The sequence below is a fragment of the Diaphorobacter sp. C33 genome, from assembly GCF_030503915.1.
Classification (GTDB): domain Bacteria; phylum Pseudomonadota; class Gammaproteobacteria; order Burkholderiales; family Burkholderiaceae_C; genus Diaphorobacter; species Diaphorobacter nitroreducens.
In genome coordinates this window covers 437,501-461,738 of the sequence record NZ_CP129980.1, presented here as the reverse complement: position 1 = coordinate 461,738, position 24,238 = coordinate 437,501, and the positions used below count along the sequence as shown (strand labels likewise).

Sequence of the window (24,238 nt, the reverse complement as noted above, 5' to 3'; positions counted from 1 at the left end):
GGTCAATGGCCCCCCATCACCGCATCGCGCGGCGCGCGTGCAACCCTCAGGCCACCCAGCGCCCGGCCCATTCGGCGCGGGCCTGCGCATGGCGCAGGATCTGCGCCAGCGCCTGCGGCACTTCGGCCGCCGCACGGTTGTGCATGCGCCGCGTCGCAGCCTGGTAGCGCGGCAGGTCGGCCAGCAGGGCCTGCACGCCCGACGCGATGGACCGGAAGCTCGGCAACACCAGTCCCAGGCCCTGCTCACCCACCCATTCCGTGCAGTAACGCTCCTGCGGCATGGTCCACGCATTGCGCGTGACGAGGGGCGGCAGCCCCATGTGCACCGCCTCGCTCAGGCTACCGCTGCCCGGCTTGCCGATGAAGAAGTCCGCCAGCTGCATGACGCGCGCCATCTCGCGCGTGTATTCGAGCACTACGGTAGGCGCGTTGCGGCGCAGTGCGCGCAGAGCCTGCGCCAGGGCCGCGTTGCGCCCGCAGGCCAGGATCAGCGGGGTGTCCGTCAAGCGGCGGGCTATCGTCACCATCTCTCTGGAACCCTCGGAGCCGAACAGCACCAGCCCCACGGGACGCTCGTCCAGCCCCAGCCGCGCCCGCTCGGCGGCACGATCCTGGTCCACCGGCGCATGGAACTGCGCACTCAGCACCATGCCCGAGGTCTCCCAGATGCGGTGGGGCGGAAAGCCCGCAGCGCGCGCCTGGTCCACGGCATAAGGCGAGCCACAGACCACGATCTGCTGGGTTTGCGGCTCCATCCAGAAGCTGGGCGGGCAGTCGGCCAGATCGGTCATCACCGTGACGTAGGGCACGCCTGGCAGGGCCTGCTCCAGCGCGTCGGCCATGGCGCGGTTGAAGTTGGGCACCAGCGACACCACCATCGCCGGCCGGCGTGCCGCCCAGTGCCGGCGCAGCGACTGCATGAGCCGCTGGTGGTTCCAGCGGATCATGCCCTGCAGCAGGCGCAACTCGTGCGTCAGCCCCAGCGTCCAGCCCCGGGCCAGGCGCTTGTTGTAGACGTCTTCCGGTTCCATGCCCGTCCACTGGCGAAAACGCGCGTTCGGGTCCAGCACCTCGAAGAGATTGGTGCGGCACACCTGCCACGGCAGGCCGGCGCGGGCGATGGCCGCTTCCAGCGCCAGCGCGGAGGTGCGGTGTCCGCCCCCGGCATTGAAATAGATCAACTCGACCAACGGGGCAGCTTCAGGCGCCATGGACTTCAATCGGTAGTGACAGGAATGGGTTGCGGTAGTTCTGCGCCGCTCTTGCGCTGCACGGGCATGTGCTGCGCCCAGTGCAGGATCTCCAGGCGCCCATCGGCGTGCTCGGCCAGCGCGCTGAGGCTTTCCACCCAGTCGCCATCGTTGGCATACAGGATGCCGTCGATGTCTCGCAGCTCCGCATGGTGGATGTGCCCGCACACCACGCCGTGCAGGCCGCGCTTGCGCGCTTCGCGCGCCACCGCGTTCTCGAAGTCGCCCACGTAGCTCACGGCGCGCTTGACCTTGAGCTTGAGATATTTGGACAGCGACCAGTACGGCAGCCCCAGGCGCGCGCGCAGGGTGTTCAGGTGCCGGTTGAGCTTGAGCGTGAATTCGTAGAGCGAGTCGCCCACATGGGCCAGCCACTTGGCGCACTGGATCACACCGTCGAACAGGTCGCCATGGATCACCCACAGCGCGCGGCCGTCAGCCGTCTCGTGCACCCAGTCCTCGGCGACGGCAACACCGCCGAAGTTGAGCTGCACATAACGGCGCGCAAACTCGTCATGGTTGCCGGGGATGAAGATCACGCGCGTGCCCTTGCGGGCCTTGCGCAACAGCTTCTGCACCACGTCGTTGTGCGCCTGCGGCCAGTACCACTGGCGGCGCAGTTGCCAGCCGTCGATGATGTCGCCCACCAGAAACAGCGTCTCGCACTCGGTGTGCTTGAGAAAGTCCAGCAGCGCCTGCGCCTGGCAGCCGGGCGTGCCCAGGTGCAGATCGGAGATCCAGAGCGTGCGGTAGCGCAGCGGGGGGCGCGCCGGGTCGCATGCATCATCTGCCGGGTCGTCCGGGGGCCGGGCCGCGGAGGATTTCCAGGCGTTCAGGAAGGCATCGTCGCGCATCATGAACAGGCATGGTGGGCCGGCGCCACGACAGCGGCATGACATTTCCACGTCTGCCCAGTGACGTTGCGGCGGCGCAGCGCTCAGGCCCTGCGCCGCGCATGTTTCCCCCGCGAGCCCCGCCCAGGGCCATGGGAGAATCACGCCCCCATGAGTCCTGAACAGTACGTCCAGCAAAAGGCCGCCGCCTCCGGCAGCAGCTTCTACTACGCTTTCCTCTTCCTGCCGCGCGAGCGGCGTACGGCCATCACGGCCTTCTACGCCTTTTGCCGCGAGGTGGACGACGTGGTGGACGAAGTCTCCGAAGCCAGCGTGGCCCAGGCCAAGCTGGCCTGGTGGCAGGGCGAGGTGGCCAAGGCCTTTGCCGGGCAACCCAGCCACCCGGTGATGCAGGCGCTGATGCCGCATGCGGCCGCCTACGGCATCGAACAGCGCCACCTGCTGGCCGTGATCGAGGGCTGCCAGATGGACCTGGAGCAGACGCGCTACCTGGACTTCGCGGGCCTGGCGCGCTACTGCCACCTGGTGGCAGGCGTGGTGGGCGAGGTGGCGGCGCGCATCTTCGGCCAGCAAGATGAGCGCACCACGCAGTACGCGCACAAGCTGGGCCTGGCGTTCCAACTCACCAACATCATTCGCGACGTGGGCGAGGACGCCATGCGCGGGCGCATCTACCTGCCCATTTCCGAGCTGCAGCAGTTCGATGTGAAGGCGCACGAGATCACCAAGCGCGAGTACTCCGAGCGCTTCACCACGCTGATGCGCTTTCAGGCCGAGCGCGCGCACCTCTTCTACGACCAGGCGCTGGCGCTGCTGCCCGACGTGGATCGGCGCGCGCAGAAGCCCGGCCTGATGATGGCCAGCATCTACCGCACGCTGCTGCGCGAGATCGAGGCCGACAACTTCCAGGTACTGCACCAGCGCACCAGCCTCACCCCGCTGCGCAAGTTCTGGCTGGCCTGGAAGGTGCAGGCGCTGGGGATGATGTGAAGGTTGCCATCGTCGGCGCCGGCTGGGCCGGTATGGCCGCGGCCGTGCATGCGGCCCAGGCGGGCCACGCGGTCAGCGTGTTCGAGGCCAGCCGCACCCTGGGCGGGCGCGCGCGCGCCGTGGCCGGCCAGCGCGCGGACGGCTCGTCCCTGGTGCTGGACAACGGCCAGCACATCCTCATCGGCGCCTATGCCGAATGCCTGCGCCTGATGCGCGCCGTGGGCGTCACGCCCGACTCCGCCCTGCTGCGCCTGCCGCTGGCCCTGGTGTTCCCGGATGGCAGCGGCCTGGCCCTGCCCGATGCCCCGCCGCCCTGGGATGCGCTGGCGGGCATCGCCCGCGCACGCGGCTGGAGCCTGCGCGAGCGTGCGGCCCTGCTGGCGCGCGCCGCACGCTGGCGGCTGGCGGGGTTCCGGTGCGCACCGGGCACCAGCGTGGCGGACTTGTGCGCAGGCCTGCCGCAGCGGCTGGTGGACGAGTTCATAGCGCCGCTGTGCGTGTCGGCGTTGAACACGTCCGTGCAAGATTCCTGCGGCCAGGTGTTCCTGCGTGTGCTGCACGACAGCCTGTTCGCCGGCCGGGGCGGCTCCCACCTGCTGCTGCCGCGCACCGACCTGGGCGCGCTGTTCCCCGAGCCCGCGGCGCAGTGGCTGCAGCAGCGCGGCCACGCGGTGCACCGCGGCCAACGCGTGCAGGCACTCGCACGCGACGAGGCCGGCTGGCGCGTGGACGGCTGCGCGTTCGACGCCGTGCTGTTGGCCACCAGCAGCACCGAGTCCGCCCGCCTGGTGGCCGAAGCCGCCGTGCCCGCAGCCGAGCGCCCCGCCCTGCGGACCTGGGCCGCCGGTGCGCAGGCACTGCGCTTTGGCGCCATCGCCACCGTGTATGCCGAACTGCCAGGAGCGCGCCCCCCGCTGCTGCCCCGCCCCATGCTGGCGCTGCGCGCGCGCGCGCAGCGGCCCGCGCAGTTCGTCTTCGACCGCGCGCTGCTGGGCGGCCCGGCCGGGCTGTTGGCGTTCGTGGTCAGCGCCTTCGAGGGCGAGCGCACCGCGCTGGAGCGCGACGTGCTGGCCCAGGCGGCCGAGGACCTGGCCCTGCCCGGCCTGCGCGCGGTGCAGACGGTGGTGGAAAAGCGTGCCACCTTTGCCTGCACGCCCGCCCTGGCGCGCCCGCCGCGCGTGATTGCGCCCGGCCTGCAGGCCTGCGGCGACTACGTGGCAGGGCCCTACCCCGCCACGTTGGAGGGCGCGGTACTGCACGGCGCGGCGGCCGCGCAGGATTTAGGCCATATCAGCCTCTAGCGCTTACCCATCAAGCGCTAACAGCTATCGTTTAAGGAGCGTCTCAGGTGGCCGCTGCGCGGATTCGCGCGGCAGCACGTCGGCCAGCGTGAGCACCTCCAGCCCCGTGTGCGCCCACAGGCGCTCCAGCGGCGGGGTGCGCGCCAGCAGCAGGCGCTGCACCAGCGGCTCCATGTGCGTGGTGGCCGGCTCGGCCAGCAGCACGTAGCGTGCGTCGGCTGCGTCGGACCCATCGGCGGCCGTCTCGTCCACCCGCACCACCCAATCCAGCGCCGCCAGCACCGGCAGCACGGACCCCACCTGCAGCACATCCACGCGCAGCCGCTGGGCCAGCTCCAGCACGCTCAGCCCATGGGGCGGTTGCTGGCGCGCGCGGTGCAGCTGCTGCAGCACCTCCACGGCCAGCAAGAATGCCCAGCCCTCGCCCGTGGCGCAGCGCGCCACGCCGGCGAGCAGGCTCGGCAAATAGGCGGCCACCACCGCACCCAGCAGCACGATGACCCAGGCCACGTACACCCACAGCAGCAAGATGGGCAGCGTGGCGAACGTGCCGTACAGCACCGAATAGGTGGGTACCGACGCCAGGTACAGCGACAGCACTTTCTTGGCCAGCTCGATGCCCACGGCGACGAACACCCCGCCCGCCCAGGCGTGGCGCCAGTGCACCTGGGTGTTGGGCACATAGCGGTACAGCGCCGCCATGCCGGCGGCCAGCACGAAGAACTCGATCGCATCGAACAGCAGGCGTGCTCCGCCCGGCAGCGTGTCGCCGATACCGCGCGACGCGGCGCTGGCGACCGAGGTGGTCAGCGCCAGGCTGGCCGCCAGCACCAGCGGACCGAGCGTGAGCGCGGCCCAGTAGATCAGCACACGCTGGCCCAGCGGGCGCAGGCGCTGCACGCGCCAGATGTTGTTGAGCGTGCGGTCGATGGTGAGGATCAGCGCCAGCGCGGTCACCATGAGGATCGACAAGCCCGCCGCGCCCAGGCCATGCGCCTTGGCGGCGAACTGTGTGAGGTAGCCCAGCACCGGGCGCGAGATGCTGTCGGGCACCAGGCTGTCCACCAGCCAGCGCTGCAGCACGAGCTGCATCTCGGCAAACATGGGGAACACGGTGAACATGGCCAGCGCCACCGTCACGAACGGCACCAGCGACAGCAGCGTGGTGAAGGTGAGGCTGCTGGCCGTCAGCCCCAGGCGGTCCTCGCGAAAGCGCTCGCGCAGCGTCTGCGCGGTGGTGCGCCAGGGGAAGTGGGAAAGCTCCACCAGCCACTCCTCGGCACGCACTGCAATGGACTGTAGGGACAACGACATGACCGATATGATGCCAGCCCCATGCATCGCGAAACCCTGCCCCCCGCCCCCGCCCTGCACATCGCCACCGACGTGGCGGCCACGCGCTGGCTGGCCGTGGGCAGCCTGGCGGCGCTGATCGTGCTGTGCCTGGCCTGGGAGCTGTGGCTGGCGCCGGTGCGCCCGGGCGGCTCGTGGCTGGCGATCAAGGCCCTGCCGCTGGCGGTGCCGCTGGCCGGGTTGCTCAAGCGGCGCATGTACACCTACCGCTGGGTCAGCCTGCTGGTGTGGCTGTATTTCACCGAAGGGGTGGTGCGCGCCTGGAGCGACCCGGCGCCCGGCAACTGGCTGGCGGGTCTGGAGATCGTGTTGTGCCTGCTGCTGTTCACCGCCTGCGCGCTGCATGTGCGGCTGCGCCAGCGTGCCGCCAAGGCGGCACGCGCCGCCGCGCCTGCCTGAGCGTACTGAGCCTTTGCCTGACATCGACTGGATTGACCGCCATGACCACTGCCCTGCTCGACACCCTGCGCCGGATCGTCGGCGCCGCCCATGTACTGACCGAGGGCGACCTTGCTGCCTATGAACAGGACTGGCGCAAGCGCTCCCATGGCAAGTCCCTGGCCGTGGTGCGCCCGGGCTCCACGGCCGAGGTGGCAGCGGTGGTGCGCGCCTGTGCCGATGCCGGCGTGGCGATCGTGCCGCAGGGCGGCAACACCGGCCTGTCGGTGGGCAGCACGCCCGACGGCAGCGGCACACAGGTGGTGCTGAGCCTCACGCGCATGAATGCGGTGCGCGCCATCGACCGCGACAACCTCACCATGACGGTGGAGGCCGGCTGCATATTGCAGGCCCTGCAGGAGACGGCCGAGAAAGCCGATCTGCTGTTCCCGCTGTCGCTTGCCGCCGAAGGCAGTTGCACCATCGGCGGCAACCTGTCCACCAATGCCGGCGGCACGCAGGTGGTGCGCTACGGCAACACGCGCGAGCTGTGCCTGGGCCTGGAGGTGGTCACGCCCCAGGGCGAGGTGTGGAACGGCCTCTCCGGCCTGCGCAAGGACAACACCGGCTACGACCTGCGCGACCTGTACATCGGCAGCGAAGGCACGCTGGGCATCATCACCGCGGCCACCATGAAGCTCTTCCCCCAGCCCGCCGCGCAGCTCACCGCCTGGGCCGCCGTGCCGTCGATGGGGGCGGCCGTGCGCCTGCTGGGCCTGTCGCATCAGCACCTGGGGGCCGGGCTCACGGGTTTCGAGGTGATGGGGCAGTTTGCACTGTCGCTGGTCATCAAGCACATGCCGCAGCTGCGCGTGCCGTTCGCCGGGCTGGACGGCGCGCCACCCTACTACGTGCTGCTGGAAAACAGCGACAGCGAATCCGAAGAACATGCGCGCCAGCGCTTCGAGGCGCTGCTGGAACTGGCCTTCGAGGACGGCTGCGTGCTGGACGCCGTGGTCGCCGAGAGCCTGTCGCAAGCGCATGAGCTGTGGCATATCCGCGAGAGCATTCCGCTGGCCCAGGCCGAAGAAGGCCTGAACATCAAGCACGACATCTCGATCGCCGCGTCGCGCATCCCCGCGTTCGTGGAGCACACCGATGCGCTGCTGCAGCGCGAGATTCCCGGCGTGCGCCTGGTCAACTTCGGCCACCTGGGCGACGGCAATCTGCACTACAACGTACAGGCGCCGGCGGGCGGCGATGCGCGGGAGTTCCTGCGTACGCAGGAGGACCGCGTCAACGCCCTGGTGTACGACGCGGTGGCGCAGTTCGACGGCTCGTTCTCGGCCGAGCACGGCGTGGGCGTGCTCAAGGCCGACAAGCTGGCGCAGTACAAGTCGCCCGTGGCCCTGGGGCTGATGCGCGCCATCAAGCAGGCCCTGGACCCGCAGGGCCTCATGAACCCGGGCTGCATTCTTCAAAAATGAGAGCTGTTGGCGCTTGTCTAGCAAGCGCTGGAGCCACTTTTCATTCAAGACCATGACCCCACGCCCCATCCGCCACCAATACGAAGACCTGATGCGCCACGTGTTCGAGCACGGCACGGCCAAGGGCGACCGCACGGGCACGGGCACCAGGAGCGTGTTCGGCCACCAGATGCGCTTTGACCTGGCCGAAGGCTTTCCCCTGGTGACCACCAAGAAGGTGCACCTCAAGTCCATCATCCTGGAGCTGCTGTGGTTCCTGCGCGGCGACAGCAACGTGCGCTGGCTGCAGGAGCGCGGCTGCACCATCTGGGACGAGTGGGCGCGCGACGACGGCAGCCTGGGCCCCGTGTACGGCGTGCAGTGGCGCAGCTGGCCCACGCCGGACGGCGGCCACATCGACCAGATCCAGCAGGTGATCGACACGCTCAAGACCCACCCCGACAGCCGCCGCATCATCGTGAGCGCCTGGAACGTGGCCGAGCTGGACCAGATGGCGCTCATGCCCTGCCACGCGTTCTTCCAGTTCTACGTGGCGCCATCGCAGGTGGCTGGTGAGCCGGGCAAACTGAGCTGCCAGCTCTACCAGCGCAGCGCAGACATCTTCCTGGGCGTGCCGTTCAACATCGCGTCATACGCGCTGCTCACGCACATGGTGGCGCAGCAGTGCGACCTGCAGGTGGGCGACTTCATCTGGACCGGCGGCGACTGCCATATCTACAGCAACCATTTCGAGCAGGTGCAGACCCAACTGGCGCGCCAGCCCTACGCCTACCCGACGCTGCAGATCAAGCGCCGGCCCGCATCCATCTTTGATTACGCCTACGAAGACTTCGAAGTGGTGGGCTACGAACATCACCCCGCCATCAAGGCGCCGGTGGCGGTCTGAGGCGGGACGAACAGCCATGCAAGTGAACTTGATCTACGCGCGCGCCGCCAACGGCGTGATCGGCAAGGACGGCACCATGCCCTGGCACCTGCCCGAAGACCTGGCGCATTTCAAGGCGCTCACGCAGGGCCATCCGGTGATCATGGGCCGCAAGACCTGGGACTCGCTGCCCCCGCGCTTTCGGCCGCTGCCGGGCCGCGCCAACATCGTGGTGACGCGCCAGGCCGACTGGCAGGAAAGCGGCGCCCAGCGCGCATCTAGCCTGCCTGAGGCACTCGCCTTGGCCCAGCAGTCCGGCAGCACCACGGCATGGGTCATCGGCGGCGCGCAGATCTATGCCCAGGCCCTGCCCCTGGCCACGCGCGTCGAGGTCACCGAGATCGCACGGGACTACGAGGGCGATGCCTACGCGCCGGCCCTGGGACCGGAATGGGTGGAAACGGCCCGCAGCAGCCATGTGGGCGCGGGCGGCCTGCCCTACGCCTTCGTGACCTTCGAGCGCCGCGGCTGACGCCCGCGCACTTCTCACTATATTTTTGATAGCTGCTTGCGCTTACTGCAAAAGCGCTGGAGGCCAAAAACATGCAAATCGCCACCTGGAACATCAATTCCCTCTCCGTGCGCCTGCCGCAGGTGTTGGCCTGGCTGGAGGCCAACCCCGTGGACGCCATTGGCCTGCAAGAGCTCAAGCTGGTGGACGAGAAATTCCCGCACGACGCCTTCGAAGCAGCGGGCTACCACGCGGTGTGCTTCGGCCAGAAGACCTATAACGGCGTGGCCATCCTTAGCCGCACGCCGCTGCGCGACGTGGTGCGCAATATCCCGGGCCATGGCGACGAGCAGGCCCGCGTCATCGCCGCTACGCTGGATACGCCTGAAGGCCCGCTGCGCCTCGTGAACTGCTACTTTGTGAATGGCCAGGCGCCGGGGACCGAGAAGTTCAGCTACAAGCTGCTGTGGCTGGAGGCGCTACGCGACTGGCTGCGCACCGAGCTGGCCGCGCATCCACGGCTGGTGCTGGTGGGCGACTTCAATGTGGCCCCCGAGGACCGCGACTCCTTCGATCCCGTGGGCTTGAAGGACACCATCCACCACACGGTAGAGGAGCGCCAGCACTTCCAGGACCTGCTGGGGCTCGGCCTGACCGACGCCTTCCGCCTGTTCGATCAGCCCGAGAAGAGCTATTCGTGGTGGGACTACCGCATGCTGGGGTTTCAGAAGAACCGCGGGCTGCGCATCGACCACATCCTGGTCAGCACTGCGCTGCGGCCCTCCGTGACGGCCTGCCGCATCGACCGCGCGCCGCGCAAAAATCCGCAGCCCAGCGACCACGCGCCGGTCGTGGTGTCGCTGGGCTGAGGTGGCCAACGCGGGCGACAGGCGCCCGCGCTGAAGGCCATCAGGACGCGGCCTGGTAACGGCTGCGCAGCGCGCGCACTTCGTTGTGGTTGCGCTTCACGCCCTGGGCCTGGCGCTCGACCAAGGTGCGCACGGCGGGTGGCAGTGCGTTCTCCAGCGCCTTGTTATAGCGGGCCACGGCCACGTCCTCGCCGCGCTCGCACTCTTCCAGCACGGCCTTGTCGTCATAGGTACTCAGCGCCGCCTTCACCGACACCCAACCGCGGTGCAGCGCGCCGGCCATGGTGCCGCCGCTGGAGGGCTCGCCGCCGTGGCTGCGGATCGCGCTCTCCAGCTCCGTGGCGGCGGTTGCGCATTCCTGGGCGCGGCGCTCCAGCAAGCTCTTGAGTTCGGGCGATTCCGCACGCTCGGCCGAGGTGCGAAACCCGTACTCGCCGTCGCGGCTGCATTCCAGCAAATCGTCCAGCACGTCCACTACGTCCTCGTTGTCCATCAGCGTGGCGCCTGCCGCGGTGCCCGACGCGGTCACCGTGGGGTTACGGCGCACGCGATCCCACGCGGCGCGCGCGGCGGGCTGGGCCTGCGCCCATTCCAGCGAGCTTTGGGCCCGGGCGCGGCCCCAGTCGCGCGACAGTTCGGGCTCCACCGTTTCAAAATCACCGGGGTAGCGGCTGGCGGCGCTCCAGCCCATCTCATAGGCGGGGCGGTATTCTTCGTAGGCCCGGCCGGTCACGTAGTACGGTTCGCGCTGGTAGGTTTCACGCCAGTAGGCGTCCTCGGCCGTAGGGTTGACCGCCTCGGCCGCCGCCTTGCCGGCCAGACCGCCGACAACGGCTCCCGCCACACCGCCCACGGCAGCACCGATGGGGCCGCCGATAGCGCCCGTGGCGGCGCCCGCAACGGCTCCGCCCGCGGCGCCTACGCCCGTGCCGATGGGGTGGGCCCCCGGTTCGTTGGTCAGGGGGTCACGATTGGCATCCTTGAAATCCGACATGTATCGACTCCGGTTGGTTGAACAATGAATTCATTGTTGAAGCCCCCCGGGCACCATCGGGTCGGTGACGGCAGCCCCTGCCTGTAGGACTCACGCGCACGCTGTGCATGCGCGCCACAAGGTCTTATGCTATCGAATTAATAGCTACTAGCGCTTGTCCTTAAAGCGCCAGCGCCTTGTTTCACTCATCATCGTGCGCATCCAGGCCCAGTTCCTGGATCTTGCGCGTGATGGTGTTGCGGCCGATCCCCAGGCGCTGCGCTGCTTCCATGCGCCGCCCGTGCGTGGCCTGCAGCGCCGTGCGGATCAGGCGCGACTCGAAACGCCGCGTGAGCACGTCCCACACGTCGGCCTGGCCGCTGCGCAGCAGCTGCTGGGCCTCGCTCACCAGCGCGGGCTCCCAGCCCATGCCATCCAGGGCCGCAGCCTGGTCGGTGCGCGTGCCCGCCGGCGCAGGCGGCAGCGCGGGGGCCGGCACGCTCGTCGCGCCAGCGGCGACCTCGTCCGTCACGCCCTGCAACGGCGCGGCGGGATGCGGCGTGGCCTCCAGCACCTCGGGCGGCAGGTCCTGCGCCGAGATGACCTGCGCGGGCGCCATCACCGTCAGCCAGTGGCAGATGTTCTCCAGCTGGCGCACGTTGCCGGGGAAGGCAAAGCGTGTGAGCAGGGCCAGCGCCGCGTCGGAGATGCGCTTGGGCTCCACGCCCAGTTGCCTTGCGCTGCGCTGCAGGAAGTAGCGTGTGAGCATGGCCACGTCTTCGCTGCGCTCGCGCAGCGCCGGCAGGCGCAGGCGGATCACGTTGAGGCGGTGGAACAGGTCCTCGCGGAAGGCGCCGTCCTTCACGCGCTGCTCCAGGTTCTGGTGCGTAGCGGCGATCACCCGCACATTGGCCTTCACGGCGGCATGGCCGCCCACGCGGTAGAACTGCCCGTCCGACAGCACGCGCAGCAGGCGCGTCTGCAGGTCGAAGGGCATGTCGCCGATTTCGTCGAGGAACAGCGTGCCGCCCTCGGCCTGCTCGAAGCGCCCGCGCCGCTGCGTCTGCGCGCCCGTGAAGGCGCCGCGCTCATGGCCGAAGAGCTCGCTCTCCAGCAGGTCCTTCGGGATGGCCGCAGTGTTGATGGCCACGAAGGGCCCACCCGCCACGGGCGAGTGCTTGTGCAGCGCGCGTGCCACGAGTTCCTTGCCCGAGCCGGATTCGCCCGTGATCAGCACCGTGACCACGCTCTGGCTCAGCCGGCCGATGGCGCGGAACACGTCCTGCATGGCGGGTGCCTGGCCCAGCATCTCGGGCATGGCGGTGAGCTGCTGCTCGGCGACTTCCTCGCGCTGGCTCTCCTCCACGGCGCGGCGGATCAGCTCCACCGCCTTGGGCAGGTCGAACGGCTTGGGCAGGTATTCGAAGGCGCCGCCCTGGAAGGCGGACACGGCGCTGTCCAGGTCGGAATACGCCGTCATCACGATGACCGGCAGACCGGGTTGCAGGCCGCGCACCTTCTCCAGCAGTTGCAGGCCGGAGCCGCCCGGCATGCGGATATCGCTCACCAGGACCTGCGGTCCCTGGTGGGTGGGGTCGCCCGCGGCCACATCGGCCAGCGCGTCGAGTACATCGCGCGCCTGCGTGAAGCTGCGCGTGGGCAGGTTTTCGCGCGCCAGGGCCTTTTCGAGGACGAAGCGGATCGAAGGGTCGTCGTCTACTATCCAGATCGGCTTCATGTGTTCCAGCTCCCTTTACCTTTACCCGTTGGGGTCGTGCGTGTCAGGGACTCAAGGCAGTGGCATGAGGATGCGGAAGTCGGTGCGGCCCGGCTGGCTCTCGCACTCAATGAGCCCATGGTGTCGCTGCACAAAGGTTTGCGCCAGCGTCAAGCCCAGTCCCGATCCCCCGTCCCGCCCCGTCACCAGCGGATAGAAGATCCGCTCCTTGATGGCTTCGGGCACGCCCGGTCCGTTGTCGATGACATGCAATTCCAATGCCAGCCGGTAGCGTTGGCGCCCGAACGTGACCTGCCGCGCCACGCGCGTGCGCAGCGTGATGACCGCGTCGCCCGCGGCAATGCGCTCGTGCAACGCCTGCGCCGCGTTCTGCACGATGTTCAGCACGGCCTGAATGAGCTGCGCGCGGTCGCCGCGAAACTCAGGGATGGAGGTGTCATAGTCGCGCAGCACGGCCAGGCCCTGCGGATGCTCAACCAGTACCAGGGAGCGCACGCGCTCGCAGACTTCGTGGATATTCACATCGCCGACGAGGTGCGGGTGACGGTGCGGCGCCAGCAGCCGGTCCACCAGGCTTTGCAGGCGGTCGGCCTCGTGGATGATGACCTGGGTGTACTCGGTCAGGTCGCGGCTTTCCAGCTCCATCTCCAGCAGCTGCGCCGCCCCTCGGATGCCGCCCAGCGGGTTCTTGATCTCGTGCGCCAGATTGCGGATCAGCTCCTTGTTGGCCTGCGCCTGCTCGCGCAGCCGCTCCTCGCGGTCCTGGCGCGCCTGTGCCTCCAGGGGCCACAGCTCCACGATCACGTCGCCGCTGTGCTCCACCACCGCCACGCTGGCGTGCACTGGCAAAGGCTCCTGCGGCGAGCGGCGCAGCACGGCTTCGAAGCGCAGCGCCGCGAAGTCGCGCCCGCGCGCTCCGGCCAGCGCCGTCTGCAGGATGGTCGGATCGGTGAACAGGCCGGCGAAGTCCACGCCTTCCAGCGTGCGGCGCGACAGGCCCAGGGCGTTTTCCAGCGCTGCGTTGACGAAGAGGGCCGCCCCGCCGGGGTGCAGCACGGCGATCAGCGTGGAGACGAGGTCCAGCGCCTGGTAGCGGTCCGTTGGGGTGGGCTCTTGGATGATCGCGCCTTTGTGCCGCACGCAGGGACCGCGGCGCTTACTTGTTCAGGCGCGAGAGTTCGCGCTTGATGCCGGCCACATCGGCCTCGGCCCGGGCCACGCTGGCCTTGAGCTCGGCCGTGCGCTCGATGTAGCCCTGCGGGTTGCGCAGTTCCAGCGCCGTGCGCTGGGGCGAGCCGTCGTTGTACTCCTTGCGCAACTCGGCCAGGCGGGTTTCCGCCTTGCTCAGCTCAGACTCCAGGATGGCGCGCGCATCGGCGTCGCGCGCACGTTGGTCGGCCGCGCCCACGCGCGGAGCGTTCGCGGGCGAACTGCTGGCGCTGGCACCGGAAGCGCCAGCGCTGCCGCCCGAGGAGGCCGCCGCCGGGCGCGAACCCTGCAGCACCGTCACATTGCCACCTTCCACGAGCTTGCAGCCGCGCTCCTTGGCCTGCGTGGCGTTGTTGGTGTATTCGTTGCCGCAGCGGTAAATGCGGTCCTGCGCCCAAGCGGGCTGCAGCACGGCGGCGATAACGGTCAGGGCGAACAAAGTGCTTTTCATCGAATTCCTCACATGGCATGCGTCGGGCATGCGCGGTGCCGGTGAGTATCCCCCAATCATTCCAACCCGCCAATTGCGACGGCCCAACGCTGCGGTTTTGGTGCGACGGGCTGCCGTGTGCCCCGTTAGCCAACGCGCGCAGCCCGTCCATAGAAAAAGGCGGCCGGAGCCGCCTTGTTGACAACAGCCGGGGGCCTAAGCCCCTGCCATCACAGCGAGTAGTACATGTCGTACTCGACGGGATGCACGGCCATGCGGAAGCGCGTGACTTCCTGCATCTTCAGCTCGATGTAGGCGTCGAGCATGGAGTCGGTGAACACGCCGCCCTTGGTCAGGAACGCGCGGTCCTTGTCCAGCGCTTCCAGCGCCTGGTCCAGGCTGTGGCACACGGTGGGCACCAGCTTGTCTTCCTCGGGCGGCAGGTGGTACAGGTCCTTGGTAGCGGCTTCGCCCGGGTGGATCTTGTTTTCCACGCCGTCCAGACCCGCCATCAGCAGGGCCGCAAAGCCCAGGTAGGGGTTCATCAGCGGATCGGGGAAGCGCGCTTCCACGCGGCGGCCCTTCGGGTTGGCCACGAACGGGATGCGGATGGAGGCCGAGCGGTTCTTGGCCGAGTAAGCCAGCTTCACCGGCGCCTCGAAGTGCGGCACCAGACGCTTGTAGCTGTTGGTGCCCGGGTTCGTGATGGCGTTCAGTGCGCGAGCGTGCTTGATGATGCCGCCGATGTAGTACAGCGCGAAGTCCGACAGACCCGCATAGCCGTCGCCGGCGAACAGGTTCTTGCCGTCCTTCCAGACCGACTGGTGCACGTGCATGCCCGAGCCGTTGTCGCCGTGGTAGGGCTTGGGCATGAAGGTGGCGGTCTTGCCGTAGGCGTTGGCCACGTTGTGGATCACGTACTTCTGCAGCATGGTCCAGTCGGCACGCTCCACCAGCGTGCTGAACCGGGTGCCGATCTCGTTCTGGCCGGCACCGGCCACTTCGTGGTGGAACACCTCGACCGGAATGCCCAGGGATTCAAGGATCAGGGACATCTCTGCGCGCATGTCCTGTGTGCTGTCGACCGGGGGCACGGGGAAATAGCCGCCCTTGGTGGTGGGACGGTGGCCACGGTTGCCGCCTTCGAGCTTGGCGCCGGTATTCCAGGGGGCTTCGTACTCTTCGATCTCGTAGAAGGTGTGGTTGGGATCGGTGCTCCAGCGCACGCCGTCGAAGATGAAGAACTCGGGCTCCGGGCCGAAATAGGCCGTGTCGCCCATGCCGGAGGCCTTCAGGTACGCCTCGGCGCGCTTGGCGATGGAGCGCGGGTCGCGGTCGTAGGCCTTGCCGTCGGCCGGCTCCACCACGTCACACGCCATGATCATGGTGGTTTCTTCGAAGAACGGGTCGATGTTGGCGGTGTTCGGATCGGGCATGAGCAGCATGTCCGACGCCTCGATACCCTTCCAGCCGGCGACCGACGAGCCGTCGAACGCATGGCCCGAGGCGAACTTGTCTTCGTCGAAGTGCGAGATCGGCACGGTGACGTGCTGTTCCTTGCCGCGGGTATCCGTGAAGCGGAAGTCCACGAACTTGACTTCGTTTTCCTTCACCATCTTCATCACGTCTGCAACGGTCTTGGCCATCAGGGTTCTCCAGGGATAGAAGTGCTCATCAACAATGATGCGCACAGAAAAGCAGTTTGCGTGCCAGCGAATGGGGACACCCGTACGGGGCAAGCCGGGCGCAGAGCCCTGCGGCGGCGCACCAATCGCGTGCAGGATTTTAAGTGGCCCACCTTCTTACCATTTGCGCACCATTTCAGGGCCTATGGATGCACCTGTTTGGTGCAAACCTTCCTGCAGCGCCTGCCACGCGGCAGGCACCAAGGCAGCGGCCCCCTTGACGCCCAATTCCACATGGCGCCCGTGCACCGGATGGTCCACGCTCGGCAGGCTGAACACCTTGATCCCCGGATGTCCGGCCTCGATCCGCTCCATGAGCGGGGTCAGCGCGGCTTCCATCGCGCCGTAAAGCACGACGGAGCGCTCCATCTGCGGCTGCTGGTTGAACCACGGGGCACAGTAATGCTGGAGTGCCCAGTCCACCATAGGCCAAGCCATGACCGGGAACCCCGGCACGAAATGCACCATGCCGCCCCCAGGGCCGTCACACGAGAAGCCGGGGATCTTGTTGTAAGGGTTGGGAATGATGCGCGCGCCCTCAGGAAAAACGCCCATGTTCAGCCGATGCAGATTGTCGGCGCGGTCGGGGTCGAACGCCTCGCCCTGCTCCCGTGCCACATCCTGCATGCGCTCGGTGATTAGGCGCTTGGCCTCGGGGTGCAGGACCAGCGGGCGTTGCAATGCGGCCGCCGCGCACTGGCGCGTGTGGTCGTCGGGAGTGGCACCAATGCCGCCGCAACTGAACACGATGTCCGACGAGGCAAAGGCCCGCTGCAGCGCCGCCGTGATGCGCGGACGGTCGTCGCCTACGTAGTCCGCATAGGACAGCGCAAGCCCGCGTGCCGCAAGCAGTTCGATGACCTTAGCGAGGTGCTTGTCCGCCCGCTTGCCCGAGAGGATTTCATCGCCAACGATGATGAGGCCGAAAGCCGGTGTCATGGGTTGTCCTGCAGCTGAGACGAGGATGGCAAAGAAGGCGCTGGCGTTGCGGGCGCGGCGGTTGCAGGCGTATCGCCCGGCGGGCGTTCGCCTCGCTGCTCGCGCAGCTGTTGCAGCGCGGTCAGACAGAAATGCGTGAACCACAGCGATGAGAAGGCGAACACCAGCGTGTAGATCCAGATGGCGATCGGCACCAGGACGAGGAACGCCGCTGCGAACACCACGCCCGACGCCCAGACAATGCCGGGCGCGGCACCTAGAAATCCGCTCAGCACTCCAATGCTCAGCAGGCTGAGCTGATGGCGCTTGAAAATCTCCTGCCGCTCCGGCTTGCTCGCGTGTTCGGCCAGTGCGTCAAAGGCCATGACCCGGTAGGTGAGCCATCCCCAGATGAGCGGAGGCAGGATCAACACCAGCGGCGGGACCAGCCACAGCGGCATGGACAGCACCAGCGCAATGAGCGCCGCGATGGTCGACCCCAGAGACCACAGCACGCTGGCGAGGAATGAACCGCCCCGCTTGCGCTGCAGTTGGGCAAAACGCCGCTGCGCCACCAGAGTCACGATGGCAGGGGCCATCAACACCGCCACCGCGAGCACGCAGACAATGACGATCAGTGGCGTGGCTCCCATAAGCACCAGCAGCGGCGCCAGCGCCACGGGCAGGTTATCCACGCCAAAGTTGTGCAGCCACCCCCACAGCAGGCCCAGCCAGGTGGAGCTTTCCAGCGCCGTCTGCGTCCAGGTCACGGCAGTTGTCCAGAACAGATAGCCACCGCCCAGCGCCACCACCGTGATCAGCACCAACGGCAGCAGCGACAGCGCAATGACGCGCGGCATCAGGCAATAGCCCACTGCGCGCCAGAAGGAATCGATGAAAAGCCCCATGCGCGCGAGCATAGCGCGATCGGCTCTCTACGCCCGCCCCACCAGCCGCAGCAGGCCGCGCCACTGCTGCGCCCAGAGCCCCCGCCCGTAATCACGCACGCGGCCGTCCGCGTCCGCCTCCACCTGGTCGCGCACGCCCGTGGGCTCGTAGCGATGCTCGAAGTTGGCCGTACCGAACAGCATGTCCCACCACGGCAACAACACGCCGAAGTTGTTGCCGCCCGGCACTGCCGCATGCGGGTGCTGATGGGTTCCTTGCCCAGGTGCAGCTTCAGGGCCCAGGCCCATGGCGTGGTGCATGCGGTGGAAACGCGGGCTGACCCACAGGCGCTCACCCACCTGGCCGAACCACAGGCGCAGGTTGGCGTGGTGCAGGTTCTCGCTGAGCTGCGTGAGGGCCACGATGGCGACAAACTGCCCCGGCGCCACACCAATGCACTGCGCGACGAACACGATGATGGCATCGCGCAGCAGATCGTCCAGCAGATGGTTGCGGTTGTCGCTCCACATCGTCATCTGCCGCTGCGAATGGTGGAGCGCATGCAGCCTCCACCACCATTCAAAGCGGTGCTGGCCGCGGTGGATCCCATAGTCCACGAAGTCGAACACCAGCAGGTACAGCAGCAGGCTCACAACGGGCAAGTCGGAGACACCCGGCCAGAGCGCATCCAGCTGCAGGGTCTTCCAGCCATGGGCGCGCAGGGCGCCAAACAGTGCATTCCACAGAGGCTCCGTGGTGAAGAACAGTGCCAGGCGAAAAAGACCCAGGCGATGGATCAGCGTGTAAAGCATGTCCACGTGCACGGCACCACGGTCGCGCAACGGTTCCACCGGGCGCCAGCGCTCCAAAGGCCCGATCACTGTGACCATCACCCCCAGTTGCAGCAGTCCCACCAGCAGCCATCCGGTGGCGGCATAACCGTCCTCCAGCACATTGGCCTGGCCCAGCATGAAGAGCGCGGGCTGTACCAGCGTCTCGAACAGCCATTGCTGCGCGGTATCGAATAAATAGGTCAGCCCTGACATGAGTCACCGTGGCGTTGCGTGGGTGCGCGGCAGCATAGCCGGGCGTTGTGTCATTTTCTCTGCGCTTGTGCTCCGTACACAGGATGCTCGCGCAGCGTGCGAAAGCACAGGCCCCGCGCCTTCAGGCCTTTGACGAGAGGTTCCAGCACAGCGGGTGCCCATGGATCCTTGCGTGACCAGATGCCCAGATGCGCCAGCAGGATGTCGCCGTCACGAACGGTGCGCAACGCACGCTCCAGCAGGGCCGTATTGCTGTAGTGGTCACTGGGCAGCTCGTCCCCGAGGAACCCCGCAGCACTCCATCCCACATGCGTATAACCGCAGGATTTGGCAGCCTCCAGCAGGCGCTGAGAGGTCTTGCCGCCCGGCGCGCGGAATAGCGGGAGCGGCTCCCGGCCCGTCAGGACACGCAACCGGCTCGCAGCGCCATCGATCTGTGCGCAGTATTGCGCCCCCGTCATCGTCAGGTCCTGACCTGCCTGAGGACCGGCCGATGGTCTGACCTTGAACCGCGGCTGCAGCGGCGTCCCCTGGTCGGCACGCCAGTACACATGGTGCAGCGTGTGCGATGCGAACTCGTGCCCTTCTGCAGCGCGCGCGCGCCACCAGGGCGCCCAGTAGCCATCCAGGCTGCTGCCGCCCGTCTGAGTCGGTTCATCTGCGGCAAAGAAGGTCGCCTTGACCTGCTGGCGCTGAAGCACCTCGGCCACCAGATGCGCAACGCCCATGTGGCCAGTGTCAAAAGTCAGGTACACAGCGCCTTTGCAGTCATTTTGGCCTGTAGCGCTTGCTGGATAAGCGCCAACAGCTATCAAAATTGAAGTGCAACAAATATGCCACCTCCGCCGTGCTCCGGGGGAGCGGCCGCGTGGCTCAGCGCTTGGCATGTCGGAGTGTCCAAACGCCGTGGGGAGACTTGCCCACTTGAACGGCCCGTGCCACCTTGCGCTCCACCGTGTCGATCACGAGCATCTTGCGCGCCCAGCGGGCGCTGACGTAGAGCCAGCGGCCATCCGCCGAGACATCCATGCAGTCCGGCCCGCCGGGCGCCGGATAGCCATCCACCACGCGCAGCGCCTGCATGTCGATCTTGCTGATGGTATTGGCCACTCGGTTGCTCACGAACAAATGGCGGCCGTCGCCCGCAGCGCGAAAGGCATGGGCGCCATCTCCCGTCTTGATGCGTTGCACGCTGCGCGGCTGCTCACCGGCAATATCGAAGACCTCCACGCTATCGCTGCCGGTAAGGCCGACAAAAAGATGCTTGCCGTCCGGGCTGCCGTACACATCCGCCGGCATGGCACCTGTCTTCGTACGCCACTTGATCTTTTGCGTCGATATATCGATGGCCACCAGCTCATCGCTATCCTGCATGGTCGAATACACCGTGCGGCTGCCGGCATCAATCCACAGGTGGCTTGGCGTCTTGCCAGTGGACACGCGCTGCACGAGCGTGAGCTCCTTGCCGTCCCAACGGTAGAAGTCCACATGGTTGAGGCGGTTGGCGGCCGTGACCAGCCATTTCATGTCGGGTGAAAACCGCAAGTGGTAAGGATCCACGATCCCCCGCACCGTACGCTGCACTTGCGCAGTGGCCGGGTCCACGAAGGTCAGGCTATCGCCGAGCGCGTTGGCAACAATCAGCGATTTCTCGTCAGGCGTGAGGTACAGGTGGTGCGGCTCCTTGCCAGTGGCAATACGGCCGATTTCGGTCCAGGTCGCGGGGTCGATGACGCTGATGTCCGCCTGCAGCGAATTGAGAACGAACACCGGTGGCTCACTCGCACCAGCGGATGTTCCCCACACCAGCCAAGCAGCCCACCACGCGCATGCCACGCGCCTCATCATCTGATTGACCACCCTGCTCCCCTTCCTATTGGGCACCCGCCTGCGAACATTCGGACATCACTCACAGAAGTGACTTGCAGACAACGGACGCGATGTGCGCGACGTTGACGCAACCGCCTATTGGATCGCGACGGGCGCAGACCACTTGTCTGTCTTTCGCTACCGCAGCAGGGCGAGCTCCTCTTCGCCGAGCCAACGCCACTCCCCCGGCTGCATATCCGCCGGCAATGCCAAACGGCCGATGTGCGACCGATGCAAGGCTTCCACCCGATTGCCTACCGCGGCAATCATGCGCTTCACTTGGTGGTACTTCCCTTCCGTCAGGGTCAGGTCAAGCACATGCGCGTCGACTAGCGCGCAGGCAGCCGCCCGCACAGGGCGTGGGTCATCATCGAGCACCACACCTGCCAGCAAGCGGTCGACCTGTTCCTTGGTCAACGGATGCTTGACAGTCACACGGTACACCTTTGGCACATGCTTTTTGGGCGAACTCATGCGGTGGATGAATTGCCCATCGTCACTGAGTAACAGCAAACCGGTGGTGTCCTGGTCCAAGCGCCCCACGGCCTGCACACCATCTACAGAACCCTTGCTGGGCCTCTGCCTAAGAGGAGCGGGCAACAACGTGTAGATGCTGGGATAGGCCGATGGCTTCTGCGAACACTCGGTTCCTGCAGGCTTATGGAGCATGACATAGGCCTTGGGTTGGTATGGCCAATCCACTCCTTGAACGCGCAACACCAAACCTTCGACATCAATATCCTGCGTCGCGTCTTGGCTGATCGTGGGCTCTCGGGTGCCTGTCGCATGAATGGCAACTCTGCCCTGCTGAATCAAGCCGGCGCAAATGCGGCGCGTGCCGAATCCTTGCGAATAGAGAATGTCCTGAAGCTGCATGAAATACGACGTTATCGCTACAAAGCAAAACGCCCTCCCACTGTTTTAGTGGGAGGGCGGTTTGGGCTGTAAGAGCCTGACGATGACCTACTTTCACACGGGAACCCGCACTATCATCGGCGCGAAGTCGTTTCACTGTCCTGTTCGGGATGGGAAGGAGTGGGACCAACTTGCTATGGTCATCAGGCATAAAGGGTTGCTGAGCAGTGAGGACTGCACAGCGAATTCATAGAGTCTGTGAATCAGCGTGGATTTGATTGCGTACTTGGCATAACAGTCTTGAGCTGCGATTGGCAGTCAAAGTTATAGGGTCAAGCCGCACGGGCAATTAGTACTGGTTAGCTTAATGCATTGCTGCACTTCCACACCCAGCCTATCAACGTCGTGGTCTACAACGACCCTTCAGGGGGCTCAAGGCCCCGGCAGATCTCATCTTGAAACGAGTTTCCCGCTTAGATGCTTTCAGCGGTTATCTCTTCCACACTTAGCTACTCGGCAATGCCACTGGCGTGACAACCGATACACCAGAGGTGTGTCCACTCCGGTCCTCTCGTACTAGGAGCAGGCTTCCTCAAATCTGCAGCGCCCACGGAAGATAGGGACCAAACTGTCTCACGACGTTTTAAACCCAGCTCACGTACCTCTTTAAATGGCGAACAGCCATACCCTTGGGACCGACTACAGCCCCAGGATGAGATGAGCCGACATCGAGGTGCCAAACACCGCCGTCGATATGAACTCTTGGGCGGTATCAGCCTGTTATCCCCAGAGTACCTTTTATCCGTTGAGCGATGGCCCTTCCATACAGAACCACCGGATCACTATGTCCTGCTTTCGCATCTGCTCGACTTGTCAGTCTCGCAGTTAAGCACGCTTATGCCATTGCACTATCGTCACGATGTCCGACCGTAACTAGCGTACCTTCGAACTCCTCCGTTACGCTTTGGGAGGAGACCGCCCCAGTCAAACTGCCTACCATGCACTGTCCCCGATCCAGCTAATGGACCTAGGTTAGAACCTCAAACGCACCAGGGTGGTATTTCAACGTTGGCTCCATGAGATCTAGCGACCTCACTTCAAAGCCTCCCACCTATCCTACACAGATCCGTTCAAAGTCCAATACAAAGCTACAGTAAAGGTTCATGGGGTCTTTCCGTCTTTCCGCGGGGAGATTGCATCATCACAAACATTTCAACTTCGCTGAGTCTCAGGAGGAGACAGTGTGGCCATCGTTACGCCATTCGTGCAGGTCGGAACTTACCCGACAAGGAATTTCGCTACCTTAGGACCGTTATAGTTACGGCCGCCGTTTACTGGGACTTCAATCAAGAGCTTGCACCCCATCATTTAATCTTCCAGCACCGGGCAGGCGTCACACCCTATACGTCCACTTTCGTGTTTGCAGAGTGCTGTGTTTTTATTAAACAGTCGCAGCCACCGATTTTTTGCAACCGCTTTGGGCTCCCTTTGTACAAGTTCACCTACTTGCGGCATACCTTCTCCCGAAGTTACGGTATCAATTTGCCGAGTTCCTTCTCCTGAGTTCTCTCAAGCGCCTTAGAATACTCATCTCGCGCACCAGTGTCGGTTTGCGGTACGGTCGTCAATAGCTGAAGCTTAGTGGCTTTTCCTGGAAGCAGGGTATCACTCACTTCGTCTGCAAGCAGACTCGTTATCACCCCTCATCTAAGCCCGGCGGATTTGCCTACCAGGCACGACTACAGGCTTGAACCAACATATCCAACAGTTGGCTGAGCTAACCTTCTCCGTCCCCACATCGCACTATTGATCGGTACAGGAATATTGACCTGTTTCCCATCAGCTACGCATCTCTGCCTCGCCTTAGGGGCCGACTCACCCTACGCCGATGAACGTTGCGTAGGAAACCTTGCGCTTACGGCGAGCGGGCTTTTCACCCGCTTTAACGCTACTCATGTCAGCATTCGCACTTCTGATACCTCCAGCATCCGTTACCAGACACCTTCACAGGCTTACAGAACGCTCTCCTACCACGTGCAATAAATTGCACATCCGCAGCTTCGGTAACTGGCTTAGCCCCGTTACATCTTCCGCGCAGGACGACTCGATCAGTGAGCTATTACGCTTTCTTTAAATGATGGCTGCTTCTAAGCCAACATCCTGACTGTTTTAGCCTTCCCACTTCGTTTCCCACTTAGCCAATTTTAGGGACCTTAGCTGGCGGTCTGGGTTGTTTCCCTCTTGAGTCCGGACGTTAGCACCCGGTGCTCTGTCTCCCAAGCTGTACTCTGCAGTATTCGGAGTTTGCCTTGGTTTGGTAAGTCGCCATGACCCCCTAGCCAAAACAGTGCTCTACCCCCGCAGGTAATACTTGAGGCACTACCTAAATAGTTTTCGGAGAGAACCAGCTATTTCCAAGTTTGTTTAGCCTTTCACCCCTATCCACAGCTCATCCGCTAGTTTTGCAACACTAGTCGGTTCGGACCTCCAGTACCTGTTACGGCACCTTCATCCTGGCCATGGATAGATCACTTGGTTTCGGGTCTACACCCAGCGACTGAACGCCCTGTTCGGACTCGATTTCTCTACGCCTCCCCTATTCGGTTAAGCTCGCCACTGAATGTAAGTCGCTGACCCATTATACAAAAGGTACGCCGTCACCCCTAAGGGCTCCGACTTTTTGTAAGCATGCGGTTTCAGGATCTATTTCACTCCCCTCCCGGGGTTCTTTTCGCCTTTCCCTCACGGTACTGGTTCACTATCGGTC

General features: G+C 65.5%; 21 protein-coding genes and 2 rRNA genes (1 of these 23 only partly in view). 7 read left to right on the top strand and 16 right to left on the bottom strand.

Annotation, left to right across the window (positions count from 1 at the left end):
* Positions 1-46: 46 nt before the first annotated feature.
* Together QY917_RS02220 and QY917_RS02215 are read right to left on the bottom strand one after the other, a co-directional pair.
* Entirely contained in the window at positions 47-1,213 is a 1,167-nt protein-coding gene (locus QY917_RS02220) for a glycosyltransferase (protein ID WP_123676567.1), read from the bottom strand.
* Positions 1,214-1,218: 5 nt separating this feature from the next.
* Positions 1,219-2,109: a UDP-2,3-diacylglucosamine diphosphatase gene (locus QY917_RS02215; RefSeq protein WP_011804635.1), complete on the bottom strand. Its 891-nt coding sequence runs from the start codon at positions 2,107-2,109 to the stop codon at positions 1,219-1,221.
* A gap of 147 nt (positions 2,110-2,256) precedes the next feature.
* Here QY917_RS02215 and hpnD point away from each other — a divergent pair, with 147 nt between their 5' ends.
* Both hpnD and hpnE read left to right on the top strand, forming a co-directional pair.
* Positions 2,257-3,096: a presqualene diphosphate synthase HpnD gene (gene hpnD, locus QY917_RS02210; protein WP_011804634.1), complete on the top strand. Its 840-nt coding sequence runs from the start codon at positions 2,257-2,259 to the stop codon at positions 3,094-3,096.
* Positions 3,093-4,397 carry a hydroxysqualene dehydroxylase HpnE gene (hpnE, locus tag QY917_RS02205; RefSeq protein WP_123676568.1) on the top strand — a complete coding sequence of 435 codons (1,305 nt, stop codon included), beginning with the start codon at positions 3,093-3,095 and terminating at the stop codon, positions 4,395-4,397. Before hpnD ends, hpnE begins: the two co-directional genes overlap by 4 nt.
* Positions 4,398-4,421: 24 nt before the next feature.
* Here the strand turns inward: hpnE and QY917_RS02200 are convergent, their stop codons facing one another.
* Positions 4,422-5,711 (bottom strand): YihY family inner membrane protein, encoded by a 1,290-nt coding sequence (locus QY917_RS02200; RefSeq protein WP_123676569.1) that lies wholly within the window; start codon positions 5,709-5,711, stop codon positions 4,422-4,424.
* A 21-nt stretch (positions 5,712-5,732) separates the two neighbouring features.
* Between QY917_RS02200 and QY917_RS02195 the strand changes: the two genes are divergently transcribed.
* The 5 genes from QY917_RS02195 to xth all read left to right on the top strand — a co-directional run bounded on the left by QY917_RS02195 (position 5,733) and on the right by xth (position 9,860).
* A complete protein-coding gene (locus QY917_RS02195; RefSeq protein WP_123676570.1) occupies positions 5,733-6,149 on the top strand; it encodes a DUF2069 domain-containing protein in 417 nt (138 codons plus the stop codon).
* A gap of 41 nt (positions 6,150-6,190) precedes the next feature.
* Complete coding sequence (locus QY917_RS02190; protein ID WP_123676571.1) at positions 6,191-7,615, top strand: FAD-binding oxidoreductase; 1,425 nt, start codon at positions 6,191-6,193, stop codon at positions 7,613-7,615.
* 52 nt (positions 7,616-7,667) lie between these two features.
* Positions 7,668-8,501: a thymidylate synthase gene (locus tag QY917_RS02185; protein ID WP_047351250.1), complete on the top strand. Its 834-nt coding sequence runs from the start codon at positions 7,668-7,670 to the stop codon at positions 8,499-8,501.
* A gap of 16 nt (positions 8,502-8,517) precedes the next feature.
* Complete coding sequence (locus QY917_RS02180; protein WP_123676572.1) at positions 8,518-9,012, top strand: dihydrofolate reductase; 495 nt, start codon at positions 8,518-8,520, stop codon at positions 9,010-9,012.
* A gap of 71 nt (positions 9,013-9,083) precedes the next feature.
* A complete protein-coding gene (xth, locus tag QY917_RS02175) occupies positions 9,084-9,860 on the top strand; it encodes an exodeoxyribonuclease III (protein ID WP_015912811.1) in 777 nt (258 codons plus the stop codon).
* Positions 9,861-9,900: 40 nt separating this feature from the next.
* On the opposite strand, the gene QY917_RS02170 is transcribed toward xth, so the two are convergent.
* The 13 genes from QY917_RS02170 to QY917_RS02110 form a co-directional block, all read right to left on the bottom strand.
* Positions 9,901-10,854 carry a PA2169 family four-helix-bundle protein gene (locus QY917_RS02170; protein WP_123676573.1) on the bottom strand — a complete coding sequence of 318 codons (954 nt, stop codon included), beginning with the start codon at positions 10,852-10,854 and terminating at the stop codon, positions 9,901-9,903.
* 181 nt (positions 10,855-11,035) lie between these two features.
* Positions 11,036-12,571 carry a nitrogen regulation protein NR(I) gene (ntrC, locus tag QY917_RS02165; RefSeq protein WP_123676574.1) on the bottom strand — a complete coding sequence of 512 codons (1,536 nt, stop codon included), beginning with the start codon at positions 12,569-12,571 and terminating at the stop codon, positions 11,036-11,038.
* Positions 12,572-12,622: 51 nt separating this feature from the next.
* Positions 12,623-13,693 (bottom strand): nitrogen regulation protein NR(II), encoded by a 1,071-nt coding sequence (gene glnL, locus QY917_RS02160; protein WP_123676594.1) that lies wholly within the window; start codon positions 13,691-13,693, stop codon positions 12,623-12,625.
* A gap of 34 nt (positions 13,694-13,727) precedes the next feature.
* Positions 13,728-14,231: a hypothetical protein gene (locus QY917_RS02155; RefSeq protein WP_015912808.1), complete on the bottom strand. Its 504-nt coding sequence runs from the start codon at positions 14,229-14,231 to the stop codon at positions 13,728-13,730.
* Positions 14,232-14,440: 209 nt separating this feature from the next.
* Positions 14,441-15,856, bottom strand: a complete 1,416-nt coding sequence (gene glnA / locus QY917_RS02150) for a type I glutamate--ammonia ligase (protein WP_047351607.1) — start codon at positions 15,854-15,856, stop codon at positions 14,441-14,443.
* Between the two features lie 156 nt (positions 15,857-16,012).
* Positions 16,013-16,834 (bottom strand): molybdopterin-binding protein, encoded by an 822-nt coding sequence (locus QY917_RS02145; RefSeq protein ID WP_123676575.1) that lies wholly within the window; start codon positions 16,832-16,834, stop codon positions 16,013-16,015.
* Positions 16,831-17,733 carry an EI24 domain-containing protein gene (locus QY917_RS02140; RefSeq protein WP_123676576.1) on the bottom strand — a complete coding sequence of 301 codons (903 nt, stop codon included), beginning with the start codon at positions 17,731-17,733 and terminating at the stop codon, positions 16,831-16,833. The genes QY917_RS02145 and QY917_RS02140 overlap by 4 nt, the downstream gene beginning before the upstream one ends.
* 15 nt (positions 17,734-17,748) lie before the next feature.
* Positions 17,749-18,747, bottom strand: a complete 999-nt coding sequence (locus tag QY917_RS02135; protein ID WP_123676577.1) for a sterol desaturase family protein — start codon at positions 18,745-18,747, stop codon at positions 17,749-17,751.
* Positions 18,748-18,797: 50 nt separating this feature from the next.
* Positions 18,798-19,634, bottom strand: coding sequence for a polysaccharide deacetylase family protein (locus QY917_RS02130; RefSeq protein WP_123676578.1), 837 nt, complete (start codon positions 19,632-19,634; stop codon positions 18,798-18,800).
* The gene (locus QY917_RS02125; RefSeq protein WP_287924549.1) at positions 19,621-20,592 is read right to left on the bottom strand and encodes a beta-propeller fold lactonase family protein; all 972 of its coding nucleotides are present in this window, start codon (positions 20,590-20,592) and stop codon (positions 19,621-19,623) included. Before QY917_RS02125 ends, QY917_RS02130 begins: the two co-directional genes overlap by 14 nt.
* Positions 20,593-20,754: 162 nt before the next feature.
* Complete coding sequence (locus tag QY917_RS02120) at positions 20,755-21,492, bottom strand: 16S rRNA pseudouridine(516) synthase (RefSeq protein ID WP_123676579.1); 738 nt, start codon at positions 21,490-21,492, stop codon at positions 20,755-20,757.
* 74 nt (positions 21,493-21,566) lie between these two features.
* Positions 21,567-21,679: ribosomal RNA gene (gene rrf / locus QY917_RS02115) — 5S ribosomal RNA — on the bottom strand.
* A 120-nt stretch (positions 21,680-21,799) separates the two neighbouring features.
* Positions 21,800-24,238, bottom strand: a 23S ribosomal RNA gene (locus tag QY917_RS02110); it runs 437 nt beyond the window's last position.